Origin of the sequence: Arthrobacter sp. NPDC090010, from assembly GCF_044748305.1 — a bacterium.
In the GTDB taxonomy this organism is placed as follows: Bacteria; Actinomycetota; Actinomycetes; order Actinomycetales; family Micrococcaceae; genus Arthrobacter_E.
Window position 1 is genome coordinate 529,996 of record NZ_JBIVFT010000002.1, and the last position, 18,695, is coordinate 548,690.

An 18,695-nucleotide genomic window follows, 5' to 3' on the forward strand; every position below is an offset into this window, starting at 1 on the left:
TCCTCAGGCCCTAGAGGCCCTGCCAGGCCGGCTTGCTTTCGAAGGTGTGCCGGTAGTAGTCCGCGAGCCGCAAGGAGGACGCAGCCGCCTCATCGATCAGGATCGTGGCGTGCGGATGCAATTGCAGCACCGATGCCGCACAGATCGCTGAGACGGGACCTTCGACGAAGTCGTGAACCGCCTGGGCCTTCTGCGCCCCGGTGGCCACCAGGACCACGTGCCGGGCATCCATGATGGTGCCCAGCCCCTGCGTCACCACGTGGTGGGGCACCTCGTCGATGCTCGAGAAGAAGCGCGCATTGTCCTTGCGGGTCTGCTCGATGAGCGTCTTGATGCGGGTCCGGCTGGCGAGGGAGGAGCCCGGCTCGTTGAAACCGATGTGACCGTCCGTGCCCACGCCGAGGATCTGGAGATCCACCCCGCCCGCGGCCTTGATGGCGTCCTCGTACTCCTGGCTGGCCGCCTGGATGTCCGCGGCTGCTCCATTGGGGCTGTGGACGTTCTCCGGGTTGATGTTGACCCGATCGCTGAACTCACGGCGGATCACCTCGCGGTACGACTCGGGGTGTCCCAGCGGGAGCCCGACGTACTCATCGAGGGCGAAGCCGTGAGCGCGCGAGAAGTCGAGGCCGTTCTCCGCATGCCGCCGGGCAAGCTCGTCATAGATCGGCAGGGGCGAGGAACCCGTGGCCAGGCCGAGAACCGCCTCCGGCTTGCGCTTCAGCAATGCCTCGATGGCGTCCGCCGCCATGGCTCCGATGCGAGCGGCATCGGGGAGGATGACAACTTCCATGCTCTTGCGGCCTCATTTCTGACTCAGTGAGCTGCGACTGCTTCGATCTTATACAGTCGGACCGCAAAAAACGATAGAAGATGAGTGAAGTTAGCTATTTTTGATCAATTGCGCTAAAAGTTCAGGTCCTCGACGATCAATATCCCGACCGCCGATCCGGACTCCAAGCCACAGCAGCACAGCCCCGAGCGCAGTGCCGAACACCAGGTTGATCCATCCCAGCATGTGGTTCCCGGTGAACAGTTCGACGAGCATCAGCACCGCCTGCGGCAGGCAAAGCGCCAGCAGGACGAGCATTCCCAACCCCTGGACGGCGAGCGTGAGCCCCTTGCCGCCCGGAGGCGTCTTGAACGGGCTCTCCCCCGGCTTCGGTACCGCCGTGACATAGCGGGCGGACAGCACGGAGGCCAACCCCATTCCCGTCATGAAGACACCGGCACTCGTTCCGACCATGCCGGGCAGAAGATCCCAGCGGCCGCTCAACGCGATCGACGCCAGGAGCAACACGAGGACGGCGGGGATTCCCAGGATGCAGCAGCCGAGCACGCGGCCCCAGCGATCAGCACGGCCCGGCGTTCCGGTGGAGACGTGCAGGGCGAACGCGGTGTCATCGTAGGAGACGTCCGAGCTGATGCTCCAGGCCATCAGGAAGGCCACCAGAGGACCGGACAGCAGAAGCGCTTCATAGTTCCCCTGCCGCACGCCGTTCAGGTAGAGGACCACAGGGAGCAACGGCACCACCAGCAGGGAACCGGCGTACCGCGGGTCCCTGAACCAATAGCTCGCGGTCCTGGCCGCGACGGCCCCGGTCGGGGTGGCCGGGAAGACGTTGAAGAAACCGAGCTTGCCCGCCGAGCGCTTGCCGCCGCTCACCTGGGGAGGATTCACCATGGAGCGCACCATGGCGACGTTCCACAGCCACATGACCAGTGCGAGGCCGGCCAGAGTGATGAGAACCCTGAGCGCCGCCGCCACGTAGTCCCCCACGGCTACGTCGGCAGGCAGCGCCCAGGGGGCACCGAACGGCGTCCATGCCAAGGCCGAAGCCAGGTCCGGCAGCATGCCGGCCGTGTCCTTCAGGCCGCGCACGGCGCCGGAAATCAAAGGTCCGAGGAACATGAGCGGCACGATCAGCAGCACCATGCCGATCTCCCGGAAGCGCCGGGACTGCGCGAGGTTCGTCCCCCAGGCGGCGGCACAGCGGGAGAAGAGCATGCAACTCGCGATGCCCAGCAGCGCGCCGAGCAGTGCGGCGACCACTTCCTGGGGCGAACGCCACCAGCTGATCACGGTACCGAGGCTCAGGATGACGGTCAGCAGGCCGGGAACTCCGACCAGTCCGGCCAAGGCCATGCCGGTCATGAGCGTCCGCTGCGGAATCCCGAACGCGACGAAACGCTGAGGATCCAGGGTCATGTCCACCCCGGACGCCACTACCGGAATCAAGGTCCAGCCGAGAACCGCGGCGAAGCCCGCAAGGATGAGGATCGTCCGCACGAGCTCGGTATCGACCCCATGCAGCAGCACGAGGCCCACGAGCATGAAGCCGAGAACACCCAGCCCGTACAGTGATCCGATCACCAGCCCGACGATCTGCCACGGGCTGCGGCGGAAGCCGTTCGCGAGGATCTGAAGCTTGAGTCTCAGGAGTGTCGCAACCACGAGAGCCCCTCCCCCTCGTGACGGCCGCCCACCAGGTCCACGAAGCGTTCCTCCAGGCTCACCCCGGCGCGCACTTCGTCCACGGTGCCTGCCGCGAGGAGCCGTCCACCGGCGACCACCGCGACGTGGTCGCAAAGACGCTGCACCAGATCCATCACGTGACTGGAGATGACCACCGTGCCACCGGAGGAAACGAAACCCTTGAGAATGTCCATGATGTTGGCTGACGACACCGGGTCCACCGCTTCGAACGGCTCGTCGAGCACCAGCACACGGGGGGCGTGGATGAGCGCCGAAGCCAGCGCGATCTTCTTGGTCATACCGGCCGAGTAGTCCACCACGAGGTTTCCCGCATCGGCGGTCAGGTCCAAGGCGGCCAGCAGCTCAGCGGCACGCTCGTTCACCGTCGGGCGGTCCATGCCGCGCAGCAGACCCGCATAAGTGATCAGCTGTTCACCGCTGAGCCGGTCGAAGAGCCGCACCCCGTCCGGCAAGGTTCCGAGGAGCTTCTTGGCCTGGATCGGATCCTGCCACATGTCCACGCCCAGGATGTGCGCCGTCCCGAAATCGGGACGGAGCAGGCCCGTCGCCATGGACAGCGTGGTCGTCTTGCCGGCTCCGTTGGGTCCCACCAGGCCAAAGAAGGAACCGACGGGGACATCGAGATTGATGCCGTCCACCGCGATCTTCTCGCCGAAGCGCTTGGCCAGACCGCGCAGTGCGATGGCCGGCGTCGGCCCCGCTTGCGCGGACGACGGAGGGTACGGTTGAGTCTCCGGCTGCGAGTGAGTCATGCTGCTTACGCTAACAAGCGTCCCCACCAGCCGGGATGCTACTTCAGGACGATCTTCGCCTACGCCTTCAGACGGTCCCCCGCGTCCAGCCCCTGTTCAGATCTTGGTGGAGACTGTTCAGCGCGGGCTGGACCGTTCGGACCTCGCTGGATCAGACTCAGACCCCGCTGGATCAGAAAAGGACCCGGGCCAGTGCCTGACGGGCCGAGGCCACCCGGGGATCCTTGGAGCCCACCACCTCGAAGAGTTCCAGCAGGCGGACGCGGGCGGTCTCCCGTTCGGGACCGAAGTGCGAGCCGATGAACGCGACCACCCGGGCGAAAGCGTCTTCAACGTGGCCGCCCGAAACGTCCAGGTCTGCAAGACGCAATTGAAGTTCGACGTCGTCCGGCGCACCGGCGGCGTCCTGACGCAGCTGCGTTGCGTCGACGGCCGTGAGACCCTCCAGGCGCTGCAGGAGCTGCACCTGAGCGAGCCCGGCCTTGGCCTCGGCATCCGCAGGCTGCTCGTCGAGGGCCTTGCGATAAGCCCGTTCCGCCGTGGCGTAGTCACCGGATTCGATCGCATCCAGTGCTTCCTGATGGAGAGGTGGCAAGGGCGGCTCCCCGGCCGCTTCCTGAGGCTCTCCGACACCACCGCCGAGACGCCCCGTCACGCCGTTCGCCTGAGCGAGCTGCAGCAACTCCGCGAAGAGCGCGTCGAGATGACTCTCCTCCACCGGCCCCTGGAACAGCGGCACCGGCTGACCCTTGATCACGGCGACCGCTGCGGGAACCGCGGAGATCTGCATCCCCTGCATGATCTGCGGGAAGGCCTCCACGTCCACGGCGCCCAGAACCATGGCGCCGTCCTGGCGGTTGACCTGCTCCTCGACCAGGCCCAGAACGCGCTGCGACTCCGGTGAATACTGAGCCCACATGGTCAGGATCACAGGAACCTGGACCGAGAGTTCGACGACTTCCTGGAAATTCGCTTCCGTCACCTCCGCCCGGTAAGCCCCGGATGCCTGCTGGGCACCGTCCTGGCCGTCCTCCCCCGCGGGCTGCTGCGGACGGGCCGGGGCCTGAGCCCGGGCACGCAAGGCCGAAAGGTCCACCGCGCCACGGAGGCCGGCCAAGGAGTCGAGTGGGTTCTGTGCTGCCTGCGGCAACGGTTCCTCCTAGGAGACATGAGCGCCGGTCCCCCGGCGCTCACGAATGGATGTGGTGCGGTCCTTCCGGGCCTCAGCCCAGAGTGACGGCGGTCAGGTGGCTGTCTGCCGACAGCAGGGTGTAGCCGTCCTTGGAACCCGCGGGCGGGATCCTCAGAGCCACCGATTCGATGAAGTGCTGAGTGACGCTCTTGTCGGTCTTCTTGGTGCCGGCAAGCGCTGCCGACTGGGCGTCAAGATCCACGATGCCACCCTTCTCAGGCGAGACGAGCGAAACGGTGAGTTCCAGATCGGCCACCACGACGGCTCCGCCATCGCTGGAACGGAACGCTGCATCCGGCTTGCCGACCAGTTTGAAGTCGAACTTCGGCGTGATTTTGGCACCGTTGTTCTTCGGGTCGACCACCGACTTCTTGAAAGCGTCCATCTGCTGGAAGTAGGTGTTGTCACCGAACTTCGCGGCCGCGGCGCTCTTGGGATCCTTCAACCGGGCCATCAGGGCGGTGAGCCCGTCCGACGGGCTGCTGAGCAGACCGTCGGAGGTCTTGGGATCAAGGGCCTGGAGTCCGTCCGCGTCCGTCGCCGGGAAGGAATTGCCCGGCAGGAGGTAGGACGAGCTGATCAGCTTGTAGTTCTCCCGTGCGCTGGCCTGCTGCAGGGTCAGAACGAGCGGGGTGGGGTTCTTGCTGCTCTGCGTCACCGCCATGATGGTCCGCGGCCAGGCTGATTCCAGCGGCACGACGCTGGTGAGGAGCTTGTCCGTGGACACCGGCGCGACGGGAGCATAGCTTCCGACGGCCGCGCGGATCTTGTAGTTCTGGGTCCGGATCGTGAGAGCCTCGCCAGCGGCCCGGGCTCCCAGATCCTTGGCGTTCTTGGCCGCATCAGCACTGGAGACGACATCGGCCGTCTTGCCGAGAATGCGCTGCAACTGCTGATCGGTCATCACCGGGTAGGGGCGGCTCTGCGCATCGGCGGACGCCGAGGGGCTGGGGCTGCTGTCCGCCTGAGCGGGGGCGAGCCCGACGCCGGTCACGGCCAAGGCCAGAGCACCGGCGAGCGCCGGAATTCTGCGGAACAAGGACGGCTTCTCCTCATCCTTCGGCTCCGAGGACTCGGCAGGGACGGATTCGTCGGCTGCATCCGTCGAAGTCTTCTGGTCCCCCGCGGTGTCCGCAGTGGAGTCCCCCGCTTCGGCGTGCTCGCCGTCAGCCTTGGTCTCCTCAGTCTTGGTGTCCTCGGCCGTGCCGTCACCCTTCTCGGGCTCGTCCTTCTCCGCGGACTCGTCGCCTGTGTCCTTCGACACCGGCTTCTTGGGGTTGCCGGGCTTACCGAAGAGGAACGCGAAGAGGAGGGCACCCAGCATCAGGACACCGCCGATGACCATGAGCGGAACGGCCCAGGGGGTGGTGGCGTTGTTCGCGTAACTGACCTCGAGCTGTGCCGGGGCGGCCTTGGTTCCGTCAGAAGCGATGACCATCGACCAGTCACCGGAGGCCGGCGGCTCCCAGGAGAAGCTCAGCTCGCCGCTGCCGCTCTGGGTGGAGGCCCAGATGTCGGCATCCGCCGGGTTCGGCACTGTCGCGTCGCCGTCGTTGTGCTTGACCGCAAGGCTCTTGCCGTCCTCGCTCAAACCACTGACGGTGTTGCTGGCGGCCTTACCGGTCCACGCGGTGACGTCGTCAGGACGTCCCGTGGCGACGACAAAGCTGCCTTCGCCCTTCACCTTGAGCTGTACCTGGCCACCGCCGAGGCGCTCGAAAGAGGGGTCCAGGACGGTCACGGGCGCGGCCTTCACCGAGTCGGGAAGGGCAACGCTCAGCCTGTCCGGCGGGGCCCAGATGGTCTTCTGGCCGATACCGACCAGAAGGGCCACCAGCCCCAGGACGAAGACTGCGATCGCTGACTTCACTCGCACAAATGCACCTAACATCGGGGTCACGGTCTACTTCATGGTATCTGCTCGGGGTCCGTGAGAGCGAGGCGGGAGGCCTTACACGGCCTGGCAAAGCACGGTGAAAAGACCCCCGCTGATACTGTGAGGAGGATTCCAGAGCCCGCATCATTCGCCAGAAGCCATCGAGGAAGTACCCATGACCGAACCGCAGCAGGAACACGGCTCTCCCGGGGAGGAGACGCCGTCGGGCACGGAGCCCGCAGCCCCCTCAGAGGCCACCACGGTGACCATCGGAGAGGGCGACCCCGCCAAGGACTCCACGTCCCGGCAGGACGAGGATCCCGGTCTGCTCGGACGGCTGAAGAGCGCCTTCAGCAAGGCGCGACGCCCCGTACCCGGAGCCCTTCCCCGGCCGCACTTCGCGCTCCCGGAAGAAGTCCCCTACGACGAATCCGCGGAGCCGGCCTCCCGCCCCGTCCAGGTGCTCTCCCTGCAGCATCCGGTCCTGCTCGGATTCACTCTCACGGCCGGCGTCGGTATCGCGCTCCTGCTGTTCTATGTCGCCAGCCAGACCACCCAGCTGCTCCTCTGGATTCTTGCCGCGCTGTTCATCGCGCTTGGCCTGGACCCCGTGGTCCGCACCCTGGAAAGCCGCAAGATCCCCCGACCGGCCGGCATCGTGATCGTGCTGCTCGCGCTTCTGGCCGTCATCGGCGCCTTCTTCGCGACCCTGATCCCCACGGTCGTCGACCAGGTGAATCAGATCATCACCCAGGGTCCCGTCTGGATCAGTGACTTCCTGCACTCCGACTTCTACAACAACCTCAATGAGCAGTTCGGCCTCAAGGACCGCATCACCGAGGAGGTCCAGAAGCTCGTCAAGGACTCCAGCGCGGTGGGAGGGCTCTTCGGCGGTCTGGTCGGGTTCGGCACCTCGGTGGCGAACGGGCTCTTCGGCGCACTGATCGTACTGGTCCTGACGCTGTACTTCCTGGCGGCGCTGCCCTCCATGAAGGCCTTCGCGTACCGTCTGGCACCGCGTTCCCGCCGGGTCCGGGTCGAGGAGCTCTCCGAGGAAATCACCCGGTCGGTCGGCAACTACGTGATCGGCCAGGTCTGTGTGGCTCTGTTGAACGCCACGTTCGCCTTCATCATCATGTCGATCCTGAAGGTCCCTTTCTCGGTGCTGCTCGCGTTCGTGGTCGCACTGCTCGCCTTCATCCCGCTCGTGGGCGGAATGATCGCCGGCATCCTCGTCACGCTGGTCGCGCTCACCATGGGTTGGCAGACGGCTCTGATCTACGCCATCTGCTACTTCGCCTACCTCCAGTTCGAGGCCTATTTCGTCTCGCCCCGGATCATGCAGAAGGCGGTCTCGGTGCCCGGTTCGGTGGCGGTGATCTCCGTGATCGCAGGCGGTACCCTGCTCGGCGTCCTGGGTGCCCTGATCGCCATCCCGACCGCGGCGGCGATCATGCTCCTGATCAAGGAGGTCCTCATGACACGTCAGGACCGCAAATAGGCTTCATGGTCTTCGGTAACGACGGCGGGGGGGGGGGGGGGGGGGGGGGGGGGGGGGGGCGGTGGGGGGGGGGGGGGGGGGGGGGGGGGGGGCGGGGGGGGGGGGGGGGGGGGGGGCGCGGGGGCGCGGGGGGGGCGGGGGGGGGGGGCGGGCCGGGGGCGCGGCGGCGCCGCGCCACCCCCGCCCCCCCCCCCCCCCCCGGCGCCCCGCCCGCCCCCCCCCCATCGGGCCGGCCGTGCCCCCTCCCCGGCCCGGGGGGGGGGGATAAAAACCGGGGCGGTGTGGGGGGTTCGGTGTGGTGGGCGGCAAAAACCCCCACCAACACCCCCGCAACCCACGAACTCGGCGATGCCGCTGCCCGGCCGCAAGCAGATCCAGCCATTGCGCGAGCGCGGGATAATGGATGGGTGAGAATCCCGCCCACCGCATCTCCGGCCGTCCTGTCCCAGGACGCCTGGCTGCCGCTCGCCCAGGCCCATGCAGCCAGGGTGGACCGGTACGCGGTGCCGTTCCTCCAGCGGCGTCACACCGGGAGGAAACATCCGGTGGAGGACTTCCTCTTCACCTACTACACCCATAAGCCCGGCCAGCTGCGCCGCTGGCACCCGGGTGCCGGGACCGTTCTGACCGGGCCGTCCGCCGAGGAACGCCTGGGCTGGAAGCACTACCGTGCCCTTGACGAGACCGAGCGCACCGAGCTGCATCTGGAACCCGGACTCCCCGCCGTCACGGTGGACACGGAGGCATTCCTCGCGGATCGCAGGGAAGCCGTGGACTTCGCCCGCATCATCCTCGGTGGAACCCTCGCCCGGCCGGCGCAATTCGGCTGCTTCGGGCTCCACGAGTGGGCCATGGTGTACCGGCAGGAGAAGTTCCAGCTCCGGCACGAGTATCTGACGCTGCGTCTGGGCGGCGGAGGCACGGATCAGGTGGTCGAGGAGCACCGCATCCGGTGCAGCCATTTCGATGCCTTCCGTTTCTACACCCCGGACGCCGTCCCGTTGAATGAACTGCAGCCGACGCGGAGCACGCAGCGCGAGCTGGAGCAGCCGGGCTGTCTGCACGCGAACATGGATGTCTACAAGTGGGCGTACAAGCTCAGCCCGCTCCTGCCGAGCGAGTTCCTGATGGACTGCTTCGAACTCTCCTACCGCATCCGCGCCATGGACATGCAGGCCTCACCCTATGAACTCTCAGACTGGGGCTACCCCGCCATCCGCATCGAGACGACTGAAGGCAAGGCGGAATACGTCGCCCATCAGCGGGAATTCTCCCATCAGTCCCAGGAATTGCGGGAGCGTTTCCTCGGGCTATTGGACACCTCGCTCCCCCGGGCCGGAGAGGCAGCATGAACACCATTGATCTCGTCGTCACCATCATCGTCTCCCCCGGAGCGGACGAGCAGAGCTTCCGTCTCGCGGCCGGGCCCGACGGCGTCCTGCCGGAGAGCACCGTGCCGGATGCGCAGGCAGCGTACGACGCCGTCGTCCGCTACGGCGAACGGCTCCTGCTGCCTGCCCTGCCGCCGAAAGGGGCGGGTCAGGAGATCTCGGCACCGCGCCCCGTGTTCGGTGGCCCGGAACGGGCGCACGTCACCGGAACTCTGAACGGACGGGCCGTGAGTCAGGAATTCAGCCGCACGGATTCCCGCGAAACAGCGCGCTGGGATGCGCTGGGACCACTGTTCGGGAGTTCCACGGAAGCCTAGTATGTCGTCCATGGAATGCTTCGCAGCGGATCGTGTCCGCAACGACTGAACCCCTGGCTCCGGAAACGGGACGCCGGGGAATCAGACGACACGTTCAGCAGCGAAAGGTTCCAGCATGGATATCCGGGCATTTTCCCCTCAAGACCATCATCGGCTCATCGATCTCACACACCGCGTCTTCGCCCCGTTCTACGAGGACGGTTTCCGGCCCTTGATGGGTGAGACGATCTTCGCCGTTCAACACGGCGACTGGCGGGCCGACTATGAACGGCAGCTCGCCGGACTCCACGACCCGGAGCGCCTGCGGTACATCGACGTCGCGGACGATGCCGGGCGCATTGCCGGGTTCGTCGCCTGGAATGTCGACCCGGAACGAGGCCACGGTGAAATCGAGTTGCTGGCCGTCGAGCCCGCGCTCCGCCACCAGGGCACCGGCCGGGCGCTGTGCGGGCATGCCATGTCGACGATGAAATCGATGGGCGCCAGGATCATGGAAATCGCCACCGGCGGGGATCCGTACCACTCCCCTGCCCGGGCCCTCTACGAAAGCCTCGGATGCGTCCAGATCCCTGTGGCGGTCTACTTCAAAGAGCTCTGACACCGGAAACCCGAAGGGCCGGCGGGATCTCATCCCACCGGCCCTTCGGGTTCCTTGCGTGCGTTACTTCACGACGACCGAGTCGTCATTGAGATCGGGACGCTTCTGGAGTTCCTGTTCGGCCTTGGCACGAACTCCTGCATCCGGGCTCTCCACGGCCGGAGCCGCCGCAGCGGTGCCGGAAGCGGTCACCACGACGTTCACGAACGTCTGAGACGTGGAGCCGTCGAAGCTGACACGACCGATGTAGGAACCGGGGGTCAGCCCGTTCCACGCCAAGGTGATCTTGCCGCTCTTGCCGTTCTTGAGCACCAGCGGGTTCGGCGCCACCGTGGCGTTGCCGACCTTGGAGCCGAGGATCGACGCCTCAAGACTGGCCTTGGTGGCCGCGTTGCCCGGGCTCGCGTACAGGTTCGTCACGAGCGTGTACTGCCCGGGAGCCGGGTTGGTCAGCGAAACCGACTCGCTCGCAGCAGCCGTTGACGCGGTGTAGGTCTTGCCGTTGGGTCCGAGGACCACCAGGTCGAAGTCCGCCTTGTCATCCGAGGAGACCACCGCGAAGCGGGCGAACGGGGTACCGGCCGGAACCGTCACCGTCTTCGTCGCGTTGGAGGCATCCGCCGACGCCGAGGCCGGTCCGGGGACCAGCTGGATCGCCGTGGCGTCGGCCTTGGACAGGCCGTCCAGCGTCAGCTTCGTAGGACGGTCGCTGCCGGAGGTCACCGGGATGCTCGCGCTGCCGGTCGCCTTGGACGTGGTGAAGCTCAGGCTGCTCGGAGCGACGGCCGACTGAGGACGGACCGTGATCGGGGACGTCACCTTCTTGCCGTTGCCCTGCCAGCTCAGGCTGCCCATGGCGAACTGGCCCAGGGAAGCCCCGGCATTCTCGAAGGAGACCTTGAAGGTCTTCTTCTGACCTGCCGCCGAGAAGTTCAGCACGCTCGGCGTCACCTTGACGTTGACGCCCGGAACGTTGGCCGTCGCACGGTAGAGCCCTGGGGTCAGGGCCGTCACGGTGCGGGTGACTTCGATCCGGCCGGTCAGGTTGCCCAGCGCGAAGGACGGGACGTTCATGTCACGGGCCTGGGTGGTGCCGAGTCCCGGGATGCCGAGATCGAAGCCCTGGCCCTGGATGAACTTCAGGTAATCGTCCTGGCCCGCATCGTAAACGAGGCCCGGATCCATGAAGCCGCCCGGGTTGACCTGGCCGGCACCGGTTGCGAAGAGGTCGGTGTCCTTGGTGCCATCGGCCTTCTTGACGTCGGTCGCGGTGGTCATGAGGGCCGACTTGATGGTGGCCGGGGACCAGTCCGGGTGCTGGGACAGAGCCAGCGCACCGAATCCTGCGATGTGCGGCGAGGCCATCGAAGTGCCGGACATCATGCCGAAGAGCGCTCCATGCTCGGCGATCGGCGAGACACCGGCCAGAACGGCGACACCCGGGGCGGCGACGTCGGGCTTGAGCAGATCAGAGCCGGTGGCCAGCAGCGGGCCGCGGGAGGAGAAACCGGCGATCTGCGGCTGCGGCTCCACCGGGAGACCGGTGGTGTCGTGGTTGACCAGACGGGCCTTGATGTTCGGGTTCGCCGTCACCTTGTCCTTGATGGCCTGTGTGGCCGGCGGGTTGACGTGGACCGTGGGCACCGAGTGCATGTCCACGTCCTCGCTGGACTGGGTCAGGTTCACCAGAACCATGCCGACACCACCGGCGCGCTTGACCTCTGCGCTCTTGGCCACACGGTCGACGACGCCGCGGTCACAGACCACGATCTTTCCGCTCACCTTGGCGGGATCAAGGCTGTCAGGGGCGCAGAGGGCGGCATTGCCGGTCCCCGATGCGGCATTGGTGGAGAGCACGAGGTTGCTGTACGGCACCTCATGGGACATGAGGCTGGCACCGCGGTACTTGCTGCCGTCTTCGAACTCGACGGTGCCCTGCAGCTCGCTCGTGAAGGAGCTCGCGGCCACGGTCGTGAGCCACGGGGCGCCGTGGTTCACGGTGCTGGCGTCCGGGCCGCTGTTGCCGGCCGAGACCGAGACGAAGACGCCGGCGGAGACCGCGGACAGGAAGGCCAGGGAGACCGGGTCCGTGGTGCTCGTGGCACTGCCCGAGATCGAGTAGTTCAGGACATCCACGCCGTCCAGGATCGCCTGGTCGATGGCGGCGACAGAGGACGAGGAGTAGCAGCCACCCGTGTTGGGATCGTCATCCTCCCAGCAGACCTTGTAGATGGAGAGCTTGGCCGCGGGGGCGACACCGCTCGTGATGCCCATGTCGCGGTCGCCAAGGTTCGCCCGGACGTTGGCGTTGCCCGCCGCGGTGCTCGCGGTGTGCGTTCCGTGGCTTCCGACGTCGACCGGTGAGAGGAGTTCCTCGGGAGCACGGTGCTCGGCCGGGACGTAGTTCAGGAAGTCGTCTGCGAAGTAGCGGGCTGACAGCACCTTGGAGTTGCACTCGGTTCCGGCGAAGCCCTGCCCTGCCTGGCAGTCACCGACGAAGGTCTCACCGTCGGCCTTGAGCATGGCGATCTTGCCGTCCGGGGTGCGGTACGGCTGGCCGACCTTCGGCTCGCCCTTCAGCGGCTTGACGTCGTCACCTGCGAAGAACGGGCTGCTGGGGGTGTACCCCGAGTCGATGACCCCGACGACGACGCCCTTGCCGGCGTTCTTGACCCCGCCGAACTGCTGCTGCCACACACCGGTTTTGCCGGGCAGCTTCAGGAAGTCGGTGGTGGAGTAGTCGGGCGCGTACTCGCGGTCCGGCGCCACGGTCAGGACCTTGGAGTCCTTCGCGAGAGTGCTGGCCTGCTCGGCACTCAACTGCGCGGTGAAGGCGTTCAGCGCAGTGGAGAAGCTCTTCTTGATGGCGACGCCCTCCTCGCCCGCCACCTGCTTCTGCACGGTTTCCAGATGCTGCCGGTACCGCTTGACGTTCTGGTTTCCGGCGTCCAGCTTCTTGCCGTCCTCCGGCTTGGTGGCTGCGAGGCCGGCCGTCCCGCCTTCGTAGCTCGCCGCAGGCTTCTCAGCCAGCACGACGATGTACCGGCCGGCCTGGAACTGCTGGCTCCCCGTCTGTCCGGGCGCCACGGCGGGGGCGGCCTGAACCGCCGGCATCACCGCAGTGCTCAGCAGCACCGGAAGGCTGACCCCGACGGCCAGGACCTTGCTGATCCCCCTGGCACGCAGGAAACTCTTCCCTGTTCTTCTCATGGGTGTGTGAACCTTTCACAAAGAGTCCTCCGGTCCCTTGACCAGAGGTGACACCCGGCCCACAGCGCATTGTTATGCGCGTCACAGCCAAGTTGACACTTACCCTAATGGAGCAGCACCCACTTGTGACAGAGTTATTTCATAGTTTGTTCTCGGTTTGATGATCTATTCTTCGCCGGGTTCCCCATCGAGGTAGTACCAGCGGCCGCCTTCCCGCAGGAAGCGGCTGGCCTCCTCCTGTGTCCCGCGCTGCCAGGACGACGACGGCGGACGCCCGCCGCCGTCGTCCGCGGGAACCCGGTAATGGGCGCGGAAGGTGACGCTCCCCTCCGCGTCGAAGGGGCCTCCGGCACGGGTGGCGAGAATGTCGAGACGGACCCATCGGATGGCCGGGTCGAGGTCAAGTTCCGCGGGCCGTGTGCTGGGGTGCCAGCTCGCCAGCAAGTAGCCCGCATCACCCACGGCGAAGGCGCTGTACCGCGACCGCATGAGCGCTTCCGCGGTCGGCGCCGAGGCCTCCCCCGAGTGGTACCGGCCACAGCACTGCGCATACCTCTCGCCGCTCAGACACGGGCAGTTCTCCGGGGCGTCGGCAAGGCTCATTCCTCCAGGGTAGGCGGGGCGAATGACGTCTGCCGCACCCGGTAGAATGGAAAGTGCAAGCTCGCGGAGCGTCGCTGCCCCCGTTTTCCTGCAATCGCGGCCTTCTTGAAGAAGCTGAGACCTGGAAGCGGAAAGCGCGTGAGACGGCAACACTCCGTGACGGCTCTGGCCTGGGACGACACCCCGGCCCAGGTTCAACGCACGCACGCACACAGGAGTTGCCGGATGCCCCGGATCGTCGTCGACGTCATGCCCAAGCCCGAGATCCTTGACCCGCAGGGCAAGGCCATCGTGGGAGCACTGCCCCGTCTGGGCTTCACCGATTTCACCTCGGTCCGCCAGGGCAAGCGCTTTGAGCTCGAGGTCGAGGGTGAGGTGACCGAGGACGTGCTGGCCAAGGCACGCGAGGCCGCCGAAACCCTCCTCTCCAACCCGGTCATCGAGGACGTCGTCAACGTCCAGGTCGTCGAGGCCTGACATGACGGAAATCCCTCTGATCGGCGAGGTCGCAGCAGCGGCCATCGCCCCGCTCGCCGGTGCCCGGATCGGCGTCGTGACCTTCCCCGGGACGCTGGATGACCGCGACGCCGCCCGCGCCGTGCGTCTCGCCGGCGCCGAGGCCGTCTCCCTGTGGCACGCGGACACCGAGCTCGCGGACGTCGACGCCGTCGTCGTCCCCGGCGGTTTCTCCTACGGCGACTACCTGCGCGCCGGGGCCATCGCCCGCTTCGCCCCACTGATGGGCAAGATCGTGGATGCCGCGAACTCCGATGCGAAGCTGCCGGTGCTGGGCATCTGCAACGGCTTCCAGATCCTCACCGAATCCCATCTGCTGCCGGGCTCCATGGTGAAGAACGACCACCTGAAGTTCATCTGCCGCGACCAGGTGCTGCGCGTGGAGAACGCCAACACCGCCTGGACCGCCGACTACACGCAGGGCCAGGAGATCACCGTCCCGCTGAAGAACCAGGACGGCCAGTACATCGCGGACGAGAAGACCCTGGATGAGCTCGAGGGCGAGGGCCGCGTGGTCTTCCGCTACGTCGGCTTCAATCCGAACGGTTCGCGCCGCGACATCGCCGGCATCAGCAACGCCGCCGGCAACGTGGTGGGCCTCATGCCGCACCCCGAGCACGCTGTGGAAGCCGGTTTCGGCCCCGAGTCCGAGGGCGGATACTCCGTGGACGGCCTCGGTTTCTTCACGTCCGTGCTGAGCAAGATCGTGGGAGGAAAGTGATGACCGAGACCACCACCGCCAAGTTCAACATCGACACCGTCGCCAATGCGGCCGCCACCCCTGCGGTGGAGCTGCCGTGGGCCGAGTTGGGTCTGAAGCAGAACGAGTTCGAGGAGATCGTCAAGCTCCTGGGCCGCCGTCCCACCGGTGCCGAGCTGGCCATGTACTCCGTCATGTGGAGCGAGCACTGCTCCTACAAGTCCTCCAAGAACCACCTGCGCCAGTTCGGCCAGAAGGTCACCGAGGAGATGAAGAAGGACATGCTGGTCGGCATCGGCGAGAACGCCGGTGTCACCAACCTGGGTGACGGCTGGGCCGTGACCTTCAAGATCGAGTCGCACAACTCGCCGTCGTTCGTGGAGCCCTACCAGGGTGCCGCCACCGGCATCGGCGGTATCGTGCGTGACATCATCTCCATGGGTGCCCGTCCCGTGGCCGTCATGGATCCGCTGCGTTTCGGCGCCATCGACCATCCGGACACCGCGCGCGTCATGCACGGAGCCGTGGCCGGCATCGGCGGCTACGGAAACTCCCTCGGCCTGCCGAACATCGGCGGCGAGATGGTCTTCGACTCCATCTACCAGGGGAACCCGCTGGTGAACGCCCTGGCCGTGGGCGTCATGCGCCACGAGGACATCCGCCTGGCCAACGCCTCCGGCAGGGGCAACAGGGTGGTGCTGTTCGGCGCCCGAACGGGCGGCGACGGCATCGGCGGCGCCTCCGTGCTGGCCTCCGAGTCCTTCGACGACACCAAGCCCTCGAAGCGCCCCGCCGTGCAGGTGGGCGACCCGTTCGCCGAGAAGGTGCTCATCGAGTGCTGCCTCGAGCTGTTCAAGCACTCCCTGGTGGAGGGCATCCAGGACCTGGGTGCCGCGGGCATCTCCTGCGCCACCTCGGAGCTGGCCTCCAACGGCGACGGCGGCATGCAGGTCGAGCTGACCAGCGTCCTGCTCCGCGACCCCACCCTGACCCCGGGCGAGATCCTCATGTCCGAGTCCCAGGAGCGCATGATGGCCGTCGTGACGCCGGAGAACGTCGAGGCGTTCGAGGCCGTCATGGACAAGTGGGCCGTGGAGTACTCCTGGCTCGGCGAGGTCACCGACACCGGCCGCCTCATCATCACCTGGGACGGCGAAGTGATCGTGGACGTGGATCCGAAGACGGTCGCGCATGACGGCCCGGTCTACGACCGTCCCTTCGCCCGCCCGTCCTGGCAGGACGAGTTGCAGGCCTCCGGCTTCAACGGCTCCGCCGCCGACTCGGCACGTCCGGCGGACTCCGGCTCCCTGGCTGCCGCCGTCACCGAGCTGGTCTCCAGCCCGAACCTCTGCGACAAGTCCTGGATCACCAAGCAGTACGACCGTTACGTCGGCGGCAACACCGCCCTGGCGTTCCCGGACGACGCCGGAGTGGTCCGCGTGGACGAGGAGACCGGCCTCGGCGTCGCGCTCTCCACCGATGCCAACGGCCGCTACACCTTCCTGGACCCGTACCAGGGTGCGCAGCTGGCCCTCGCCGAGGCGTACCGCAACGTCGCCACCGCAGGTGCCGTGCCGATGGCCGTCTCCGACTGCCTGAACTTCGGTTCCCCCGAGGACCCGGACGTCATGTGGCAGCTCGCCGAGGCCATCCGCGGCCTGTCCGATGCCTGCATGGAGCTCGGTGTCCCCGTCACGGGCGGCAACGTCTCCCTGTACAACCAGACCGGCACCACCGCCATCCACCCCTCCCCCGTGGTCGCGGTGCTCGGCAAGCTCGACGACGTCGCGCGCCGCACGCCCTCGGGCTGGCGTGAGGACGGCCAGGCCGTCTACCTGCTGGGCACGACGGCGGATGAGCTGGACGGCTCCGAGTGGGCGAATCTGCGGGGTCACCTCGGCGGTGTTCCGCCGCGCGTGGATCTCTCCGCCGAGCGCACTCTGAGCGAGATCCTGATCAACGCCTCCCGCGATGGCCTCATCGACGCAGCGCACGACCTCTCCGAGGGCGGCCTCGCCGCGGCTCTCGTGGAGTCGGCACTGCGTTACGGCGTCGGTGCACGGATCGCCCTGGACGAGGTGGCGGAGCGTGACGGCGTGGACCTGTTCACGCTGCTGTTCTCCGAGTCGCAGGCACGTGCCGTGGTCTCCGTGCCGAGGAGCGAGGAAGTGCGTTTCAACGACATGTGTTCGGCCCGTGGTTTCGCCCACGCCCGTATCGGCGTCGTGGATTCCGCGATCAACGCTGTGGAGATCGCCGGCGTGGATTCGCTCCCGCTGGACGCACTCCGTGAAGCCCACGAGGGGACCCTGCCGAAGTACTTCGGCTGATCTCTTTCCCTCCTGAGCATCGACTGCTCCGTAGGTGTCGTTTTGAGCCCTCAGAACGACACCTACGGAGCAGTCGCTTTTAAGCGCCACGGCCCGGGCGCCATCCGGCCTGGATCAGAGCAGTCCGGATCTTCGCCACGGCAGAGCCGGCGTCATTCTGCATGTGCCGCTTCGAAATCCTGACCTCGACCCAGTCCAGCTCCCGGTAGCGTTCCGAACGCGCGATGTCCCGGACGATCTGGGATTCCTCGCCGTGACCATCGCCCTCGTACTCGATGGCGATGCGGTACTGACGGTACGAAAGATCGGGCTGCACCCGCCTGCCGGGTCTTCCTTCCTCCACTGGGACGTTGAGTTCCGGTTCGGGCAGACCGGCCCGTCCTATCGCGAGCCTGAGCAGCGTCTCCTGCGGTGAATCAGACCCCTCCCGGATGAGCTGGAGGGCGAGCTTCGCCTTCCTGAGCCCGCGCTTTCCCTTGTGCCGATCGATCATCCGTTGAAGGTCCGCCACCGTGCACAGCGGCGCCGTCCGGTCTTCGAACTCGGGGTATGGGATACGGACCAGGTGGTCCCCGGCGACCACCAGCTCATCGACGGTGAGCATCTCGGCCAGATCGAGCCACGTGCGCTCGGGTGTTGTGATCCGGACGCCCTGGTAGGTGGTGATTTCGTCGTCGTAGAGTTTCGCCCGGTGCACCACCACACGGGGCCGTTTGAGATCCGCTGACCCCTCGGGCCGGATCACGTGAAATGTCATGGTCTCGCTTATCCTCCTTCGGCTCGGAAGACCCCCGAGCTCAGCCGCCGTGAGGTGTGAGACCGCGCAGCGATCATTGACGTCAAGAAACGGACGGACGCGCTCCAGGAGCGGGATCCGGTCCAGGGAGACGGCCGTCCGGAGACCTTTCCCCAGAGGCTCCAGGGACCCGTGCCGCAGCCGCCTCAGACTCACACCGCGACGGCGGGCCTCCTCGAAGGTGAACGGACGGTCCTCCAGCTCCGGGGGCAGGCGTCTCGGGGTCTTCATTCGCCCATCCCAGCAGAGAAGAGTGTCACCCCGCAGAAGCTATCCACAGGCACCATCGACTGCTCCGTGGTTGTGGGGGTTTGGGGGCCCACAAACCACCCACCCGCCCCGGCGGGGGGGGGGGGGCCCGCAATCACCCGGGCACCGGCGGGGGGGGGGGGGGCCCCGGGCGGGCCCCCCCGCCC

The 18,695-nt window shown here is 66.9% G+C and carries 15 protein-coding genes; 7 read left to right on the forward strand and 8 right to left on the reverse strand.

The features are described from left to right. Window positions 1–10: 10 nt before the first annotated feature. The 5 genes from nagB to ACIPXZ_RS05300 form a co-directional block, all read right to left on the reverse strand. Window positions 11–793: a glucosamine-6-phosphate deaminase gene (gene nagB / locus ACIPXZ_RS05280; RefSeq protein WP_400591069.1), complete on the reverse strand. Its 783-nt coding sequence runs from the start codon at window positions 791–793 to the stop codon at window positions 11–13. A gap of 90 nt (window positions 794–883) precedes the next feature. Continuing rightward, window positions 884–2,455 (reverse strand): transporter, encoded by a 1,572-nt coding sequence (locus ACIPXZ_RS05285; RefSeq protein ID WP_400591070.1) that lies wholly within the window; start codon window positions 2,453–2,455, stop codon window positions 884–886. Next, window positions 2,437–3,249: an ABC transporter ATP-binding protein gene (locus ACIPXZ_RS05290; protein ID WP_400591071.1), complete on the reverse strand. Its 813-nt coding sequence runs from the start codon at window positions 3,247–3,249 to the stop codon at window positions 2,437–2,439. The genes ACIPXZ_RS05285 and ACIPXZ_RS05290 overlap by 19 nt, the downstream gene beginning before the upstream one ends. Before the next feature lie 172 nt (window positions 3,250–3,421). Next, window positions 3,422–4,399: a tetratricopeptide repeat protein gene (locus ACIPXZ_RS05295; protein ID WP_400591072.1), complete on the reverse strand. Its 978-nt coding sequence runs from the start codon at window positions 4,397–4,399 to the stop codon at window positions 3,422–3,424. Between the two features lie 73 nt (window positions 4,400–4,472). Then, window positions 4,473–6,317, reverse strand: coding sequence for a hypothetical protein (locus tag ACIPXZ_RS05300; protein WP_400591073.1), 1,845 nt, complete (start codon window positions 6,315–6,317; stop codon window positions 4,473–4,475). A 175-nt stretch (window positions 6,318–6,492) separates the two neighbouring features. Here ACIPXZ_RS05300 and ACIPXZ_RS05305 point away from each other — a divergent pair, with 175 nt between their 5' ends. The 4 genes from ACIPXZ_RS05305 to ACIPXZ_RS05320 all read left to right on the forward strand — a co-directional run bounded on the left by ACIPXZ_RS05305 (window position 6,493) and on the right by ACIPXZ_RS05320 (window position 10,124). Further along, window positions 6,493–7,818: an AI-2E family transporter gene (locus ACIPXZ_RS05305; protein WP_400591074.1), complete on the forward strand. Its 1,326-nt coding sequence runs from the start codon at window positions 6,493–6,495 to the stop codon at window positions 7,816–7,818. 413 nt (window positions 7,819–8,231) lie between these two features. After that, window positions 8,232–9,170: a 3-methyladenine DNA glycosylase gene (locus ACIPXZ_RS05310; protein ID WP_400591109.1), complete on the forward strand. Its 939-nt coding sequence runs from the start codon at window positions 8,232–8,234 to the stop codon at window positions 9,168–9,170. After that, entirely contained in the window at window positions 9,167–9,526 is a 360-nt protein-coding gene (locus ACIPXZ_RS05315) for a serine protease inhibitor (protein ID WP_400591075.1), read from the forward strand. Before ACIPXZ_RS05310 ends, ACIPXZ_RS05315 begins: the two co-directional genes overlap by 4 nt. Window positions 9,527–9,641: 115 nt before the next feature. Beyond that, complete coding sequence (locus tag ACIPXZ_RS05320; protein ID WP_400591076.1) at window positions 9,642–10,124, forward strand: GNAT family N-acetyltransferase; 483 nt, start codon at window positions 9,642–9,644, stop codon at window positions 10,122–10,124. A 63-nt stretch (window positions 10,125–10,187) separates the two neighbouring features. On the opposite strand, the gene ACIPXZ_RS05325 is transcribed toward ACIPXZ_RS05320, so the two are convergent. Together ACIPXZ_RS05325 and ACIPXZ_RS05330 are read right to left on the reverse strand one after the other, a co-directional pair. Next, window positions 10,188–13,334 (reverse strand): S8 family serine peptidase, encoded by a 3,147-nt coding sequence (locus ACIPXZ_RS05325; RefSeq protein WP_400591077.1) that lies wholly within the window; start codon window positions 13,332–13,334, stop codon window positions 10,188–10,190. Between the two features lie 165 nt (window positions 13,335–13,499). Further along, a complete protein-coding gene (locus tag ACIPXZ_RS05330) occupies window positions 13,500–13,937 on the reverse strand; it encodes a YchJ family protein (RefSeq protein ID WP_400591078.1) in 438 nt (145 codons plus the stop codon). A 225-nt stretch (window positions 13,938–14,162) separates the two neighbouring features. On the opposite strand from ACIPXZ_RS05330, the gene purS reads away from it, so the two are divergent. Genes purS through purL form a run of 3 tightly spaced genes read left to right on the forward strand, consistent with a single transcriptional unit; the run spans window position 14,163 to window position 17,483 of the window. Further along, window positions 14,163–14,414, forward strand: a complete 252-nt coding sequence (purS, locus tag ACIPXZ_RS05335) for a phosphoribosylformylglycinamidine synthase subunit PurS (protein WP_305995538.1) — start codon at window positions 14,163–14,165, stop codon at window positions 14,412–14,414. Window position 14,415: 1 nt separating this feature from the next. Continuing rightward, window positions 14,416–15,174 (forward strand): phosphoribosylformylglycinamidine synthase subunit PurQ, encoded by a 759-nt coding sequence (gene purQ / locus ACIPXZ_RS05340; protein WP_400591079.1) that lies wholly within the window; start codon window positions 14,416–14,418, stop codon window positions 15,172–15,174. Continuing rightward, entirely contained in the window at window positions 15,174–17,483 is a 2,310-nt protein-coding gene (gene purL, locus ACIPXZ_RS05345; protein WP_400591080.1) for a phosphoribosylformylglycinamidine synthase subunit PurL, read from the forward strand. The genes purQ and purL overlap by 1 nt, the downstream gene beginning before the upstream one ends. A 79-nt stretch (window positions 17,484–17,562) precedes the next feature. Here purL and ACIPXZ_RS05350 read toward each other — a convergent pair whose 3' ends face one another. After that, a complete protein-coding gene (locus ACIPXZ_RS05350; RefSeq protein WP_400591081.1) occupies window positions 17,563–18,510 on the reverse strand; it encodes a hypothetical protein in 948 nt (315 codons plus the stop codon). Window positions 18,511–18,695: the final 185 nt, after the last annotated feature.